A 12642-nucleotide genomic window follows, 5' to 3' on the forward strand; every position below is an offset into this window, starting at 1 on the left:
GATGGCCGCGCGGCGCACGCCGGTGCTGCTGTGGTGCGCGGCGCTCGTCGCGGTGCCGACGGTGCTCGCGGGCGTCAGCACGGTCTGGCCCGGCGCCCCCGCCGGGGCCTCGGCCGTCGCCGCCCCCGCGACGCCCGCCCCTGCGACGCCCGACCCTGCGATGTCCGACCCTGCGATGTCCGGCTCTGTGGCGTCCGGCCCCGGCGACACCTCCGTCGCGACCGCGGTGGCGCCGGACAGCGCCGTCACCGTCGCGGGGGCGCCCGCCGGCCGGGCCGACGACGGGTCCGCCCCGACGGCCCCGGCGCCCACCGCGGGCACGCTCCCGGCCGCCGACCAGGTCGCCGCTCTCACCGCGGCCAGCCCGGTGCTCTTCGCCCCCGACAGCGCCGAGCTGGGCCCCGACGCCGCCGGCACGGTGCGGGCCATCGCCGAGGCGCTGGCCGCGGCCCCGGACGCGTCGGTCCTGCTGGTGGGGCACGTCGCCGACACCCCCGGGCCGCCGGAGACCGCCCAGCTGCTGTCCGAGCAGCGCGCCGAGGCCGTCGCCGACGCCCTCGTCGCGGGCGGCGTCGACCGTGCGCGGATCACGACCGTCGGCCGCGGCGCGGCCGAACCGCGCGACACCAGGGCGGCGAGCCGCCGCGTCGAGTTCGAGATCCGGTAGGAGGCACCGTGACGGGGTTCGTCGCGCAGGTCTGGGTGCTGTGTGCGGTGGCGTTCCTGCTCGGGGCGGGGGTGACCTGGCTGCTGTTCGTCCGGCCGCAGCGCCACCAGCCGGTCCCCGTCGCGGCCCCGGCGCCCGTCGCCCCGCCGGCGCTGCCGCGCCGCGTCGTCCGGCCCCCGGCACCCCCGGCCGTGGACCCGGGCGCCCCGCCCGCCGACCCGGCGCTCGCGGCGCTGGACGGGCCGGCCGTCGCGCCGTCCCGGTGGTCGAGCACGGGTGCCCGCGCGAGCGACGCCCTCGACCGGCTCGGCGTCACGCCCTCCGGGCTGGCGCCGGCGATCCCGACCCAGCCCGGGCCCGCCGACGAGGACGAGCCCCGGGCCTGACGGCGAGCGTGTCGCGGCCGGCGGTGGTCGGCCTCAGTCGCCGTGCGCGCCGCAGGAGATGTTGACCTGGGTCGCGGTCATGGAGCGGGCCCGGTCGGAGGCGACGAACGCCGCGACGCGGCCGACGTCCTCGAGCGTGGCGGCCCGGCCGAGCAGCGTCGCGTCGGCGATGGCCTGCTTCGCGGGCTCCATCTCCGGGGCGTCCGGGAACGTCTCCGGGATGCCGCCGGTGAGCAGCGTCAGCACCCGGACGCCGAGGGGGCCGAGCTCGCAGGCCCACTGCCGGCGGATGCCCTCGACGACGTCCATGCCGATCTGCACGCTGCCCATGCCCGGCTGCTTGTAGATCCCGTCGGAGCCGCCGAAGAACAGGATCACCCCCGAGCCCTGCTTGCCCATGTGCCGGGCCGCGGCCCGGGTGGTGATCAGCTGGGAGGTGACGGTCCCCGCCACGGAGCGGGCGACGTCGGCCACCGGGAGGTCGGCGAGCGGCCCGAAGACCGCCTCCTGCGTGATGACGTTGACGGAGATGTCGAGCGAGCCGGTCGCGGCGGCGACGCTGTCGGCGTGGTCGTTCACCGCCGCCTCGTCGAGGGCGTCGAGCACGGCGGTCTCCGCGCGGCCGCCGCTCGCGCGGACGGCCGCGGCCGTGGTGTCGAGCGGGCCGGGGGTGCGCCCCACCAGCACGCACCGGGCGCCCTCGGCGGCGAAGCCGCGCGCCAGCGCGCCGCCGATCGCCCCGCCCGCTCCGTAGACGACGGCGGTCCTGTTCTCCAGCAGCATGTCCTGCTCCCTCGTTCCGGGGTGTGGTCCGGCGGGTGCCGGTGACCGGAACGCTAGGGACGACGGCCCCCCTCCGGCGTCGGTCGGACGACCGGTGTGCCGTCGTGCGGGAGGACGGCCGTATCCGTCGTGGCGCTACAGCGCCAGCCGCGACAGCTCCGCGCGCCGGGCGATCCCCAGCTTGGGGAAGGCGCGGTGCAGATGGTGGCCGACGGTGCGCGGGCTCAGGAACAGCTGCGCCGCGATCTCCTTGTTGCTGCGCCCGGTGGCGGCCAGCCGCACCACCTGCAGCTCCTGCGGCGTGAGCCGGTGGCGGGGGTCCTCCGCCGCCGGGTGGGCGACGGGCCGCTCCCCGATGGTGGCCAGCTCCGACCGGGCCCGCTGCTCCCACCGGCGGGCCCCGAGCCGGTCGAACGCCGCCGCGGCCGCGCTGAGCTCGGTGTGGGCGTCGCTGCGCCGCCGCCTGCGGCGCAGCCACTCGCCGTGCACGAGCCGGGTGCGGGCCTGGTCGAACGGGCCGGCCCCGGCGTCCAGGGCGGCGCGGTACACCCCGTCGTCGTCCCCGAGCAGGGCCCGGCAGCGCAGGGCCAGGCCGGGGGCGACCGGGCCCCCGACCTGCTCCGCCCACCGCTCGACCTCGGGCAGGTGCCGGCGGGCCGCCTCCTGGTCGCCGGCCCGCACGGCGGCCTCGACGTGGTCGGGCACGGCCCGGACGAGGACGTCGCGCCGGCCGGGGGCCGTGCACACCGCGTCCAGCGCGCGCAGCGCCCGGTCGAACCGGCCGCCGGCCAGGTCGAGGCGGGCCAGCCCCCAGCGGGCGAGGTCGGCGTTGAGCAGCCCACGGGCGTCGGCGTCGGGGAGCACGGCGCGGGCGAGCGAGGTGGCCCGGTCCTCGTCGCCCGCCGCGGCCGCGACCCAGACCGCCAGCGCGCGCAGCGCGGCGAGCTCGGTGTGCCAGCCGGCCTCCGTGGCCAGCGCGATCGCCTCGGTGACGTGCGCGTCCGCGTCGTGGACCGCCCCGGCCAGGAGCCGGGCGATGGCGAGGAACTCCAGCACGTACGGGCTCCAGCCGGCCGCGCCGGTGGCCCGCGCGTGGTCGAGGGTCTCCTCCAGCACCCGGGTCGCGCCCGCGTCGTCGCCCACCAGGAGCGCACCGACGGCGGCGACGATCCGGTGCGGGAACCCGAGGGAACCGACACCGGCGGCGAGCGCGCCGACCGGGCCCACGGCGGCGTCCGCGCGCCCGTCGAACAGCGCGCTCCACGCGACCTGCGCCCCGATGGAGACGCCGAGGTCCGAGTCCGGCGGCACCGCCAGCGACCGGAGCCGGTCGGCGGCACGTCGCACCAGGTCGTGTGCGGCCACGTGCCGGCCGACCAGCAGCACCTCGGTGAGCATCTCCGCGGCGCGCTCCGGATCGGCGGTGAGCACCAGCTCCGCGGCGGGCAGCGCCAGGTCGGCGTCCGCGCGGGGAGCGGTGCGGTCGTACTCCACCTGGGCGCGGACGAACATCGCGGCGGCCACCACCCGCGGGTCGCGCCCGTACGACTCGGCCTCGGCGGCCAGGCGCGCGGCCCGGTCGGCCCGGCCGCCGTCCCACGCGGCCTGCGCCGCCAGCGTCAGCCGCCGGGCCCGGCGGTCGTCGTCGGTGCTCAACCGGGCCGCGCGGTCGTAGGCCGCGCAGACGGCCATCACCCCGCCCCGGTGCCGGGCCCGTTCCGCGGCCCGTTCCAGCCCCTCGGCCACCCGCTCGTCGGGCTCGATCGCCGCCGCGGACTCGTGCCAGGCACGGCGGTCGGCGTCGGCGGTGCCCGCGAGGTCGTCGGCGAAGGCCCGGTGCACCGCCACCTGCTCGTGGTGCGCCGCGCCCTGGTAGACCGCCGCCCGCACCAGCGGGTGCCGGAAGGCGACCGCACCCCCGGTCACCGTGACGAGCCCGGCCCGCTCGGCCGGGGCGAGATCGGCCGGGGTGGCGCCGCGGCGCGCCGCCACCCGCAGCACGGTGTCGAGGCCGGCCCGGCCGTCGGCGGCCGCCGCGAGCAGCACCGTCCGGGTCGCCGGGGACAGCTCGGCGAGCTGGGCGCGGAACGCCCGCTGCACGCGTCCCGCCACCGGCAGCGGCCCCACCTGCTCGACCGGCTCGTGCCGGCCCGGCGCCTGGGCGCCGCCGAGCTCCAGCACGGCCAGCGGGTTGCCGCGCGCCTCGTGCAGCACCCGCTCGCGGACGGGCCCGCTCAACCCGGGCACCCGCGCGTCGAGCAGCGCGGCCGACTCCGCCACCGGGAGCCCGGACAGCGCGAGCGTGTCGATCCCCGGCGCGGCGAACGGGACCGCGGTGTCGCGTGCCGCCATCAGCACGGCGATCGGATCGGCCTGGAAGCGGCGGGCCGCGAACAGCAGCGCGTCCACCGACCCGTGGTCGAGCCACTGCACGTCGTCGACCAGGCACAGCAGCGGCCGCTCGTCGGCCAGCTCGGCGAGCAGCGTGAGGGTCCCCGCCCCGATCAGGAACCGGTCCGGGGCGGCGCCGTCGGCCAGGCCGAACGCCGCCCGCAGCGCGGCGGCCTGCGGCCCGGGCAGCGCGTCGAGCCGGTCGAGGTGGCCGACGAGCAGCTGGTGGAGGCCGCCGAAGGCGAGCTCTGCCTCGGACTCGATCCCCAGCGCGCGCAGCACCAGTGCGTCACCGGCCGCGGCCGCGGCGTGGTCGAGCAGCGCCGACTTCCCGATGCCGGCCTCGCCCGTGACCAGGAGCGCGCGGCTGGTGCCGCGCATCGCCTCGGCGAGCAGGCCGTCGATCGTGGCCCGTTCGGCGTCGCGTCCGACGATCACGGGCGCGGGCGGTCCGGACGCGCGTCGACGGTCATGCGGGGCTCAGCCGATCACGGTCCAGGTGTCGCGGCCGTGCAGCAGGGCCTGCAGGTCCGGGCCACCCGCGGCGGCGGCCTTCTCCTTCGCCTCGGTGACCTGGGCGCGGGCCGCGTCGTCGTAGGTGAGCTTGTCGACGTCGCGGAAGATCCCGGTGACGGTGTGGGTCAGGTCCTGGTCGGACAGCCGCGACAGCGCGAACGCGAGGTTCTGGTCGCGGGCGTCGTGCACCACGATCTCCGACGCGTCGACCTCGGCCGCCTTCGCGACCCCGAGCCCGAAGCCCTCCCGGACCACGGCGAACGTGCCGAGCCCGTCGTCGCCCGTCGGCCCGAACCGGATTGGCTCGCCGTCGGTGAGGTGGATCAGCCGCTCCTCGACGTCGTCGCCCTTGCGCAGGACGTCGAAGGACCCGTCGTTGAAGATCGGGCAGTCCTGGAAGATCTCGACGAGCGCGGTGCCACGGTGCGCGGCGGCCGCGCCCAGGACGGCGGTGAGGCCCTTGCGGTCGGAGTCGATCGCCCGCCCGACGAAGGTGGCCTCGGCGCCCAGCGCCAGCGACACCGGGTTGAACGGGTGGTCGACCGAGCCCATCGGCGTGGACTTGGTGACCTTCCCGACCTCGGAGGTGGGCGAGTACTGGCCCTTGGTCAGCCCGTAGATCCGGTTGTTGAACAGCAGGATCTTGAGGTTGACGTTGCGGCGCAACGCGTGGATCAGGTGGTTGCCGCCGATGGAGAGCGCGTCGCCGTCGCCGGTGACGACCCAGACCGAGAGGTCCGGTCGCGACACCGCGAGACCCGTGGCGATGGTCGGCGCACGTCCGTGGATCGAGTGCATGCCGTAGGTGTTGAGGTAGTACGGAAACCGGCTGGAGCAGCCGATCCCGGACACGAACACCGTGTTCTCGCGCTTGATGCCCAGCGTCGGGAGGAACTGGCGGACGGCGGCGAGCACGGCGTAGTCGCCGCAGCCGGGGCACCAGCGCACCTCCTGGTCGGAGGTGAAGTCCTTGGCGGTCTGCTTGTCGGTCGTGGTGGGGACCCCGTCGAGGCCCCCGATCGAGGGCAGACCCAGATCCAGCGCGGTCATGCGTGCACTCCAGACAAGTAGCTCAGGAACAGGTCCTGCAGTTCCTCGGCCTTGAACGGCAGGCCGGTGACGTTGGTGTAGCTCTTCGCGTCGACGAGGTAGCGCGCGCGCAGCAGCATGGCCAGCTGCCCGAGGTTCATCTCGGGGACCAGCACGGTGCGGTAGCGCCCCAGCACGTCACCCAGGTTGGCCGGGAACGGGTTGAGGTGCCGGATGTGGGCCTGGGCGACGGAGTGGCCGAGCGCGCGGACGCGCCGGCAGCCGGCCCCGATCGGCCCGTAGGTGGAGCCCCAGCCGACGACGAGGAGCTCCGCGTCGCCGGTCGGGTCGTCGACCTCGATGTCGGGCACCGCGATGCCGTCGACCTTGGCCGCGCGCAGCCGGACCATGCGGTCGTGGTTGGCCGGGTCGTAGGAGATCGAGCCGCGGCCGTCGGCCTTCTCCAGGCCGCCGATCCGGTGCTCCAGGCCCTTCGTGCCGGGGACCGCCCACGGGCGGGCGAGCGTGTCGTCGTCGCGCAGGTAGGGCCAGAACTCGCCGGACCCGTCGGGGGCGTTGGGCTCGGTGGCGAAGCCGGGGTCGATGGGGGCCAGGTCGGCGACGTCGGGCACCCGCCACGGCTCGGAGCCGTTGGCCAGCGAGCCGTCGGACAGCAGCAGCACCGGGGTGCGGTAGGTGACCGCGATGCGGGCGGCCTCCAGCGTGGCGTCGAAGCAGTCGCCCGGGCTCTGCGGGGCGACGATCGGGACCGGCGACTCGCCGTTGCGCCCGAACATCGCGTGCAGCAGGTCGGCCTGCTCGGTCTTGGTCGGCAGGCCGGTGGACGGGCCGCCGCGCTGCACGTCGACGACGATCATCGGCAGCTCCAGCGCCACCGCGAGGCCGACCGTCTCCGACTTCAGCGACAGGCCGGGACCCGACGTCGTGGTGACGCCGAGGGCCCCGCCGAAGCTCGCGCCCAGCGCCGCGCCGACCCCGGAGATCTCGTCCTCGGCCTGGAACGTGGTGACGCCGAAACCCTTGTGCTTGCTCAGCTCGTGCAGGATGTCCGACGCCGGGGTGATCGGGTAGGAGCCCAGGAACACCGGCAGCCCGGTGGCCTGCCCGGCCGCGACCAGGCCGTAGGACAGCGCGGTGTTGCCGGTGATCTGGCGGTAGGTGCCGGTGGGCAGCGGGGCGGGCTTGACCTCGTAGGTGACGGCGAACGCCTCGGTGGTCTCGCCGTAGGCGTGCCCGGCCCGGAACGCGAGGATGTTGGCCTCGGCCAGGTCGGGGCGCCGCGCGAACTTCTCCCGCAGGAACCGCTCGGTGCCCTCGTGCGGCCGGTGGTACATCCAGGACAGCAGCCCGAGCGCGAACATGTTCTTCGCCCGCTCGGCGTCCTTCTTGCTCAGCCCGGTCTCCGACAGCGCCCCCATCGTCAGGGTGGCCATCGCGACCTCGTGCACCGCGTACTGCTCCAGCGAGTCGTCCTCGAGCGGGTTCGTCGCGTAGCCGACCTTGGTCAGGTTGCGCTTGGTGAACTCGTCGGTGTTGACGATCAGCACGCCGCCCGCGGGGAGGTCGGCGATGTTGGCCTTGAGCGCGGCCGGGTTCATCGCGACCAGCACGTCGGGGCGGTCGCCGGGGGTCAGGATGTCGTAGTTGGCGAAGTGCAGCTGGAACGACGACACGCCCGGCAGGGTCCCGGCGGGTGCCCGGATCTCGGCGGGGAAGTTCGGCAACGTGGAGAGGTCGTTGCCGAACGCGGCGGTCTCCGAGGTGAACCGGTCACCGGTGAGCTGCATGCCGTCACCGGAGTCACCCGCGAAGCGGATGACCACCCGGTCCTTCTCGACGACCTCGGGGCGGTCGACGGCGCTGTCGGGGGTGGCAGTCATGGGTGGGTCGTGTCCTCGTTCCGGACGGCTGCAGGTAATCCTCGAGCGAGGTTAACTCCCGTTTCGCCCCAGTGTCCTCGCACCCTGCCTGATGTCACACCTCGCCGAAAGGTGGGCGTCCCCGGCTCAGGAACGGCTGATCTTCGCCTGGAGCGCGGCGAGCCGGGTCCGGAACTCCGGGGAGTGCACCGACTCGGCCTGCGCCCGCACCTCGATCTCCACCGCGGCCCCCTGCGTGTCGAGCCCGGCGGTGAGCCGCATCGTGGCCTTCGTGGCGATCGTGAGGTCGCGGGGGTTGGCCGCGGCCCGCGCGCCCATCTCCACCGCGGCGGCCACCACGTCGTCGACGGTGCGGTGGACGAGCCCGATCCGCTGCGCCTCCTGCGCGTCGACGACCTCGCCGAACAGCGTGAGCGCCGCCGCCCCCTGCGCACCGAGGACGCGGTGCGCCATCCAGGTGTAGCCACCGCCCGGGTGGATGCCCAGCGGCAGGAACCGGGCGTCGAACCGCGCGGCCGGTCCGGCCAGGCGCACGTCGGCGGCCAGTGCGAGGTTCATCCCGGCACCGACCGCGGCCCCGTTGACGGCGGCGATCGTCGGCAGCGGGCACTGCGCCACCGCGAGGAACCCGGCGTAGACCCGCTGCAGGGTCGGCGCGTCGGCCGTGGCGAGCTCGGCGAGGTCGCCACCGGCGCAGAAGCCGGGGTCCTCCCCGGTGACGACGATCGCGCCCACCTCGGGGTCGGCGACGGCCTCGGCGACCGCGGCCTCCAGCAGCTCGGACAGCGCGAGGTTCATCGCGTTGCGGCGCGCGGGGTACGACAGCGTCAGGACGGCGACGCCGTCGGTGGTCTCGCGGAGCACCCGGATGTCGGATGTGGGGAAGTCGGCCATGGCCGCATCCTGCCCCAGCCCCGGCTACCGTCCGGTACATGACCCTCTCCGTCCCCGGGAGTGCCGTCCGGCCCGCCTCGCACCCCGACACCCCGCCGCCCGGCACCGTGCTGCCCGCCCACTACGAGGGCTGCTTCGGCTGCGGCGACCTCGAGGGCGGGATGCGGCTGCGCTCCACCGTCGGCGACGACCTGGCCGTCACCACCACGTTCGTCGTGCAGCGCCACCACCAGGGGGCGCCGGGCATCGCGCACGGCGGCGTCGTCGCGGCCGCGTTCGACGAGGCGCTCGGCGCGCTGGCCGTGCACCACCGGGAGCCCGCGGTGACGGCGAGCCTGCAGACGCAGTTCCGCCGCCCGGTCCCCGTCGGCGTCACGCTCTACCTGGTGGCGCGGATCGTGGGCCGCGAGGGGCGCAAGGTGTGGTGCACGGGGGAGGCCCGGCTCGGGGCACCCGACGGCCCGCTGGCGGCCGAGGCGACCGCGCTGTTCCTGGTCGTCCCGGCGACCCACTTCGCCGAGCACGGCACCCTCGAGTAGCCGTGTGGCGCAACTGGGCGGGCAACCAGCGCGCCGAGCCGTCGCGCACCGTCGTGGCGCGCGACGCGGGCGAGGTGGTCGACGCGGTACGCGCGGCGGGCCGCGACGGGCTGCGGGTCACCGCGCTGGGCTCCGGACACTCGTTCACCGCGATCGGCGCGCCGCACGGCGTCGCGCTGCGGGTGCCCGCCGACCCGGCGGCGGCGCGCGTCGACGGCGACCTGGTCACGGTGCCCGCGGGGCTGCCGCTGAGCGCGCTGAACGCGCTGCTGTGGGAGCACGGCCGCGCGCTGCCCAACCTCGGCGACATCGACGCCCAGACCGTCGCGGGCGCGATCTCCACCGGCACCCACGGCACCGGCGCGACGCACCGCGGCATCGCCGCGCAGGTCCGCGCGCTCGACCTGGTCACCGCGGACGGGTCGCTGCTGCACTGCTCCCCGTCGGCGCACCCGGAGGTGTTCGACGCCGCCCGGGTCGGGCTCGGCGCGCTCGGCGTGCTGGTCGGCGTCACGCTGGCGACGGTGCCGGCGTTCCGGCTGCGCGCGGTGGAGGCGACGCTGCCGCTGGAGGCGCTGCTCGCCGACCTCGACGGGTTCCTGACCAGCGCCGAGCACGTCGAGTTCTACTGGTTCCCGCATTCCGACGTCGCCGCGACCAAGCGCAACGACCCCCTCCCCGTCGACGGACCGGTGCGCGGCCGCGCCGCCCGGTGGGCCGGCGAGGAGCTGCTCGGCAACGCCGGGTTCGGCGCCGCCTGCCGGCTCGCCCGCGCGGCGCCTGCTCTGGTGCCGCGGCTCAACCGGTTCGTCGCGGCCCGGATGGCGGCGGGGGAGTACGTCGACCGCTCCCACCGGGTGTTCACCAGCCCGCGCCGCGTCCGGTTCCTGGAGACGGAGTACGCCGTACCGCGTGCCGCGCTGCGCGAGGCGTTCGACGGGGTGCGGGCCGCGGCGGCCCGGCACGCGCGGGCCGTCCCGTTCCCGGTGGAGGTGCGGGTGGCCGCGGCCGACGACGTCCCGCTGTCGACGGCGTGCGGGCGCGACAGCGCCTACGTCGCCGTCCACGTGCACCGCGGGCAGCCGCACGAGGCCTACTTCGGGGCCGTCGAGGACGTCATGACGGCGCTGGACGGGCGCCCGCACTGGGGCAAGCTGCACACCCTCGGGGCGGACGACCTGCGGCCGCGCTACCCCGGGTTCGACGCCTTCACCGCGCTGCGCGACCGCCTCGATCCCGACCGCCGTTTCACCAACCCCTACCTGGACCGGGTGCTCGGATGAACCTCCGTGAGCTGACCACGCCCGCCCTGCTCGTCGACGTCGACGCGCTGGAGGCCAACCTCGCCGACATGGCCGCGGCGCTGCCCGGCGACCGGCTGCGCCCGCACGTCAAGGCGCACAAGACCACCGCGCTCGCCGCCCGGCAGGCCGCGGCCGGGCACGCCGGCTTCACCTGCGCCACGGTCCGCGAGGTCGAGGGGATGGCCGCGGCGGGGCTCGGCGAGGACCTGCTGCTGGCCAACGAGGTCCTCGACGCCCGGCGACTCGGGGTGCTGGACGCGCGGGTCACGCTGGCGGTCGACTCCCCCGAGACCCTGCGCGCGGCCGTCGACGGCGGGGTGCGGGAGGTGCTGATCGACGTCAACGTGGGGCTGCCGCGCTGCGGGATCGCCCCCTCGCGCGCCGGTGCGCTGGCCGACCGCGCCCGCGCCGCCGGGCTGACGGTGCGCGGGGTCATGGGCTACGAGGGCCACCTGATGATGCTCGGCGACGTGGCCGAGCGCGCGCGGCTCACGCAGGAGTGCATGGAGCGGCTGCTCGCCGCGCACGCCGAGGTGGGCGGGGAGATCGTCTCCGGCGGCGGCACCGGCACGTACGCGCTCAACACCTGGGTCACCGAGGTCCAGGCCGGGTCCTACGCGCTGATGGACACCGCCTACACCGCGGCCGGGCTCCCCTTCCGGCAGGCGCTGACGGTGCTGGCCACGGTGATCTCGGTGACCGCGCCGTCCGGGGAGATGCCCGGGTGGGCCGTCGCGGACGTCGGGCTTAAGGCGCTGGGGATGGACCACGGCAACCCGACGGTGCCCGGGGCGCAGGTGTGGTTCTGCTCCGACGAGCACCTCACCTTCGCCCCCGACGCACCGCTCGCGGTGGGCGACCGGATCCGCGTGCTGCCCGCGCACGTCGACCCGACGGTGGCGTTGCACGAGCGGATGCACCTGGTGCGGGGCGACGGCCCGGACGCCGAGGTGCTCGACTCCTGGCCGGTGGACCTGCGCGGCTGGTGACCGGTCGCGGTGCCCCCTGCCGCCCGGCCGCCCCGTCGACGGATGGGGCGGCGGGTTCGCGCGGGTTTCCGGGTCTCGCGCGGGTTTCCGGGTCTCGCGCGCCCCCGGGGCCGTGCGAGACCCGGTTCCGCGCGCGAGACCCGGTTCCACGGGCGCCCCGGTCCGGCGTGGGGACCGGTCCGGGATGCGGGGCGTCGAGGGCGCTCAGTCCGGCACCACGGCGTCGGCGACGGGCCGCCACACCTCCCGGACCTCGGCGGCCCAGCGCCGGACGAGCGCGCAGTGCTCGGCGGCGTCACGGGCGCGGGCGACGTCGGTGACGCGCAGGACGGCCCGGCCGGCCGGGCGGGGCACCGGGCCGGGCGGCTGGTCACGCAGCCGGGACGACGCCCAGGCGACGTGGCGGCGCAGCGCGGGCCCGTCGAGCCCGCGGTCGACCGCGGCGCACAACGCGTCGAGCAGCAGCGCGAGGGTGTGGTCGCTGCTGTCGCCGGGGTGCTCCAGCCGGTAGGCCGCGACGGTGAGCTGGTGCACCGCGAAGTACTCCGGGTCCGCGAACTCCCGTGCCAGCAGGATCTCGAACGCCTCCTGCTGGGTCGCCTCCTCCTGGGTCGACTCCTCCTGGGTCACCGCCGCCGCCAGGTGACCTGCAGGGCGTCGCGGCGGACCGTCGAGTGGTTGCGGGTGCCGGAGTGCCACAGGTGGCCGTCGAGCACGACGGCCGATCCCGCGCGCAGGGCGATGCGGCGCTCGCCGGGCCAGGTGCGGTCGACGGTGGCGCCGGGCGCGGTGCGGTTCCACCGGTGGGTGCCCGGGACGACGCGGGTCGCGCCGCCGTCCTCGGTGACGTCGACGAGCGCCACGATCGCGACGGCGACCTGCGGTAGCGGGGGCGGCGGCCCGGCGAAGTCGGCGTGCAGTGCCTGCGCGCCGAACCCGGGGTGCGGCGCGCGGACGTGCAGCGCGCCGCGGACGGGGTCCGGCCCGAGGATCCGCTCGACCGCCGCGACCAGCCGGGGTGCGGTCCACACCGCCTCGACCGCGGGGCCGCGCAGGTCGTCGACGTGCAGGGTGCCGCCGGGGCCGCGCGGGCCGTCGCGGTCCAGCGCCTGCGCCGTCGCCGCGCGGACACCGTCGAGCGCGGCGGCGTCGAGGAGGTCGGGGAGCAGCAGGTAGCCGTCGGCGTCGAGCGTGGTCACGCGCAGAGGGTGCGACGTGGCAGCGGGTGGAGGTCAAGCGGTTT

Annotated in this window: 12 protein-coding genes; 5 read left to right on the plus strand and 7 right to left on the minus strand. The window is 76.4% G+C overall.

What is annotated here, in order from left to right; all coding sequences use genetic code 11:
• Nucleotide 1 precedes the first annotated feature (1 nt).
• Nucleotides 2–667, plus strand: coding sequence for an OmpA family protein (locus tag PHY01_RS22655; protein WP_170183940.1), 666 nt, complete (start codon nucleotides 2–4; stop codon nucleotides 665–667).
• An 8-nt stretch (nucleotides 668–675) separates the two neighbouring features.
• Nucleotides 676–1053: a hypothetical protein gene (locus PHY01_RS22660; RefSeq protein ID WP_141281676.1), complete on the plus strand. Its 378-nt coding sequence runs from the start codon at nucleotides 676–678 to the stop codon at nucleotides 1051–1053.
• A 33-nt stretch (nucleotides 1054–1086) separates the two neighbouring features.
• Here the strand turns inward: PHY01_RS22660 and PHY01_RS22665 are convergent, their stop codons facing one another.
• The 5 genes from PHY01_RS22665 to PHY01_RS22685 form a co-directional block, all read right to left on the minus strand.
• Nucleotides 1087–1836: an SDR family NAD(P)-dependent oxidoreductase gene (locus PHY01_RS22665; RefSeq protein ID WP_141281677.1), complete on the minus strand. Its 750-nt coding sequence runs from the start codon at nucleotides 1834–1836 to the stop codon at nucleotides 1087–1089.
• A 135-nt stretch (nucleotides 1837–1971) separates the two neighbouring features.
• A complete protein-coding gene (locus PHY01_RS22670; protein WP_246086087.1) occupies nucleotides 1972–4665 on the minus strand; it encodes an ATP-binding protein in 2694 nt (897 codons plus the stop codon).
• Nucleotides 4666–4707: 42 nt separating this feature from the next.
• A complete protein-coding gene (locus PHY01_RS22675) occupies nucleotides 4708–5793 on the minus strand; it encodes a 2-oxoacid:ferredoxin oxidoreductase subunit beta (RefSeq protein ID WP_141281679.1) in 1086 nt (361 codons plus the stop codon).
• Nucleotides 5790–7673 (minus strand): 2-oxoacid:acceptor oxidoreductase subunit alpha, encoded by a 1884-nt coding sequence (locus PHY01_RS22680; protein WP_141281681.1) that lies wholly within the window; start codon nucleotides 7671–7673, stop codon nucleotides 5790–5792. The genes PHY01_RS22675 and PHY01_RS22680 overlap by 4 nt, the downstream gene beginning before the upstream one ends.
• Nucleotides 7674–7799: 126 nt before the next feature.
• Entirely contained in the window at nucleotides 7800–8567 is a 768-nt protein-coding gene (locus tag PHY01_RS22685; RefSeq protein WP_141281683.1) for an enoyl-CoA hydratase, read from the minus strand.
• A gap of 38 nt (nucleotides 8568–8605) precedes the next feature.
• Here PHY01_RS22685 and PHY01_RS27800 point away from each other — a divergent pair, with 38 nt between their 5' ends.
• The 3 genes from PHY01_RS27800 to PHY01_RS22700 are packed head-to-tail and all read left to right on the plus strand — an operon-like array spanning nucleotide 8606 to nucleotide 11399.
• Entirely contained in the window at nucleotides 8606–9106 is a 501-nt protein-coding gene (locus PHY01_RS27800) for a PaaI family thioesterase (RefSeq protein WP_141281685.1), read from the plus strand.
• A 2-nt stretch (nucleotides 9107–9108) separates the two neighbouring features.
• Nucleotides 9109–10389 (plus strand): D-arabinono-1,4-lactone oxidase, encoded by a 1281-nt coding sequence (locus tag PHY01_RS22695; RefSeq protein ID WP_141281687.1) that lies wholly within the window; start codon nucleotides 9109–9111, stop codon nucleotides 10387–10389.
• The gene (locus tag PHY01_RS22700) at nucleotides 10386–11399 is read left to right on the plus strand and encodes an alanine racemase (protein WP_141281689.1); all 1014 of its coding nucleotides are present in this window, start codon (nucleotides 10386–10388) and stop codon (nucleotides 11397–11399) included. The genes PHY01_RS22695 and PHY01_RS22700 overlap by 4 nt, the downstream gene beginning before the upstream one ends.
• A gap of 204 nt (nucleotides 11400–11603) precedes the next feature.
• Here PHY01_RS22700 and PHY01_RS22705 read toward each other — a convergent pair whose 3' ends face one another.
• Both PHY01_RS22705 and PHY01_RS22710 read right to left on the minus strand, forming a co-directional pair.
• Nucleotides 11604–12029 carry a DUF5946 family protein gene (locus PHY01_RS22705; RefSeq protein WP_141281691.1) on the minus strand — a complete coding sequence of 142 codons (426 nt, stop codon included), beginning with the start codon at nucleotides 12027–12029 and terminating at the stop codon, nucleotides 11604–11606.
• A complete protein-coding gene (locus PHY01_RS22710; protein WP_170183941.1) occupies nucleotides 12026–12598 on the minus strand; it encodes a phytanoyl-CoA dioxygenase family protein in 573 nt (190 codons plus the stop codon). The genes PHY01_RS22705 and PHY01_RS22710 overlap by 4 nt, the downstream gene beginning before the upstream one ends.
• Between the last annotated feature and the right edge of the window lie 44 nt (nucleotides 12599–12642).

Origin of the sequence: Pseudonocardia hydrocarbonoxydans, assembly GCF_006539565.1 — a bacterium.
Taxonomy (GTDB): domain Bacteria; phylum Actinomycetota; class Actinomycetes; order Mycobacteriales; family Pseudonocardiaceae; genus Pseudonocardia; species Pseudonocardia hydrocarbonoxydans.

What these genes read in the sequence shown, in the direction of transcription:
- PHY01_RS27800 (WP_141281685.1), top strand. Translation starts at nt 8,606, where the DNA reads ATGACCCTCTCCGTCCCCGGGAGTGCCGTCCGGCCCGCCTCGCACCCC.
- PHY01_RS22680 (WP_141281681.1), bottom strand. Translation starts at nt 7,673, where the DNA reads ATGACTGCCACCCCCGACAGCGCCGTCGACCGCCCCGAGGTCGTCGAG.
- PHY01_RS22675 (WP_141281679.1), bottom strand. Translation starts at nt 5,793, where the DNA reads ATGACCGCGCTGGATCTGGGTCTGCCCTCGATCGGGGGCCTCGACGGG.
- PHY01_RS22665 (WP_141281677.1), bottom strand. Translation starts at nt 1,836, where the DNA reads ATGCTGCTGGAGAACAGGACCGCCGTCGTCTACGGAGCGGGCGGGGCG.
- PHY01_RS22655 (WP_170183940.1), top strand. Translation starts at nt 2, where the DNA reads ATGGCCGCGCGGCGCACGCCGGTGCTGCTGTGGTGCGCGGCGCTCGTC.
- PHY01_RS22700 (WP_141281689.1), top strand. Translation starts at nt 10,386, where the DNA reads ATGAACCTCCGTGAGCTGACCACGCCCGCCCTGCTCGTCGACGTCGAC.
- PHY01_RS22685 (WP_141281683.1), bottom strand. Translation starts at nt 8,567, where the DNA reads ATGGCCGACTTCCCCACATCCGACATCCGGGTGCTCCGCGAGACCACC.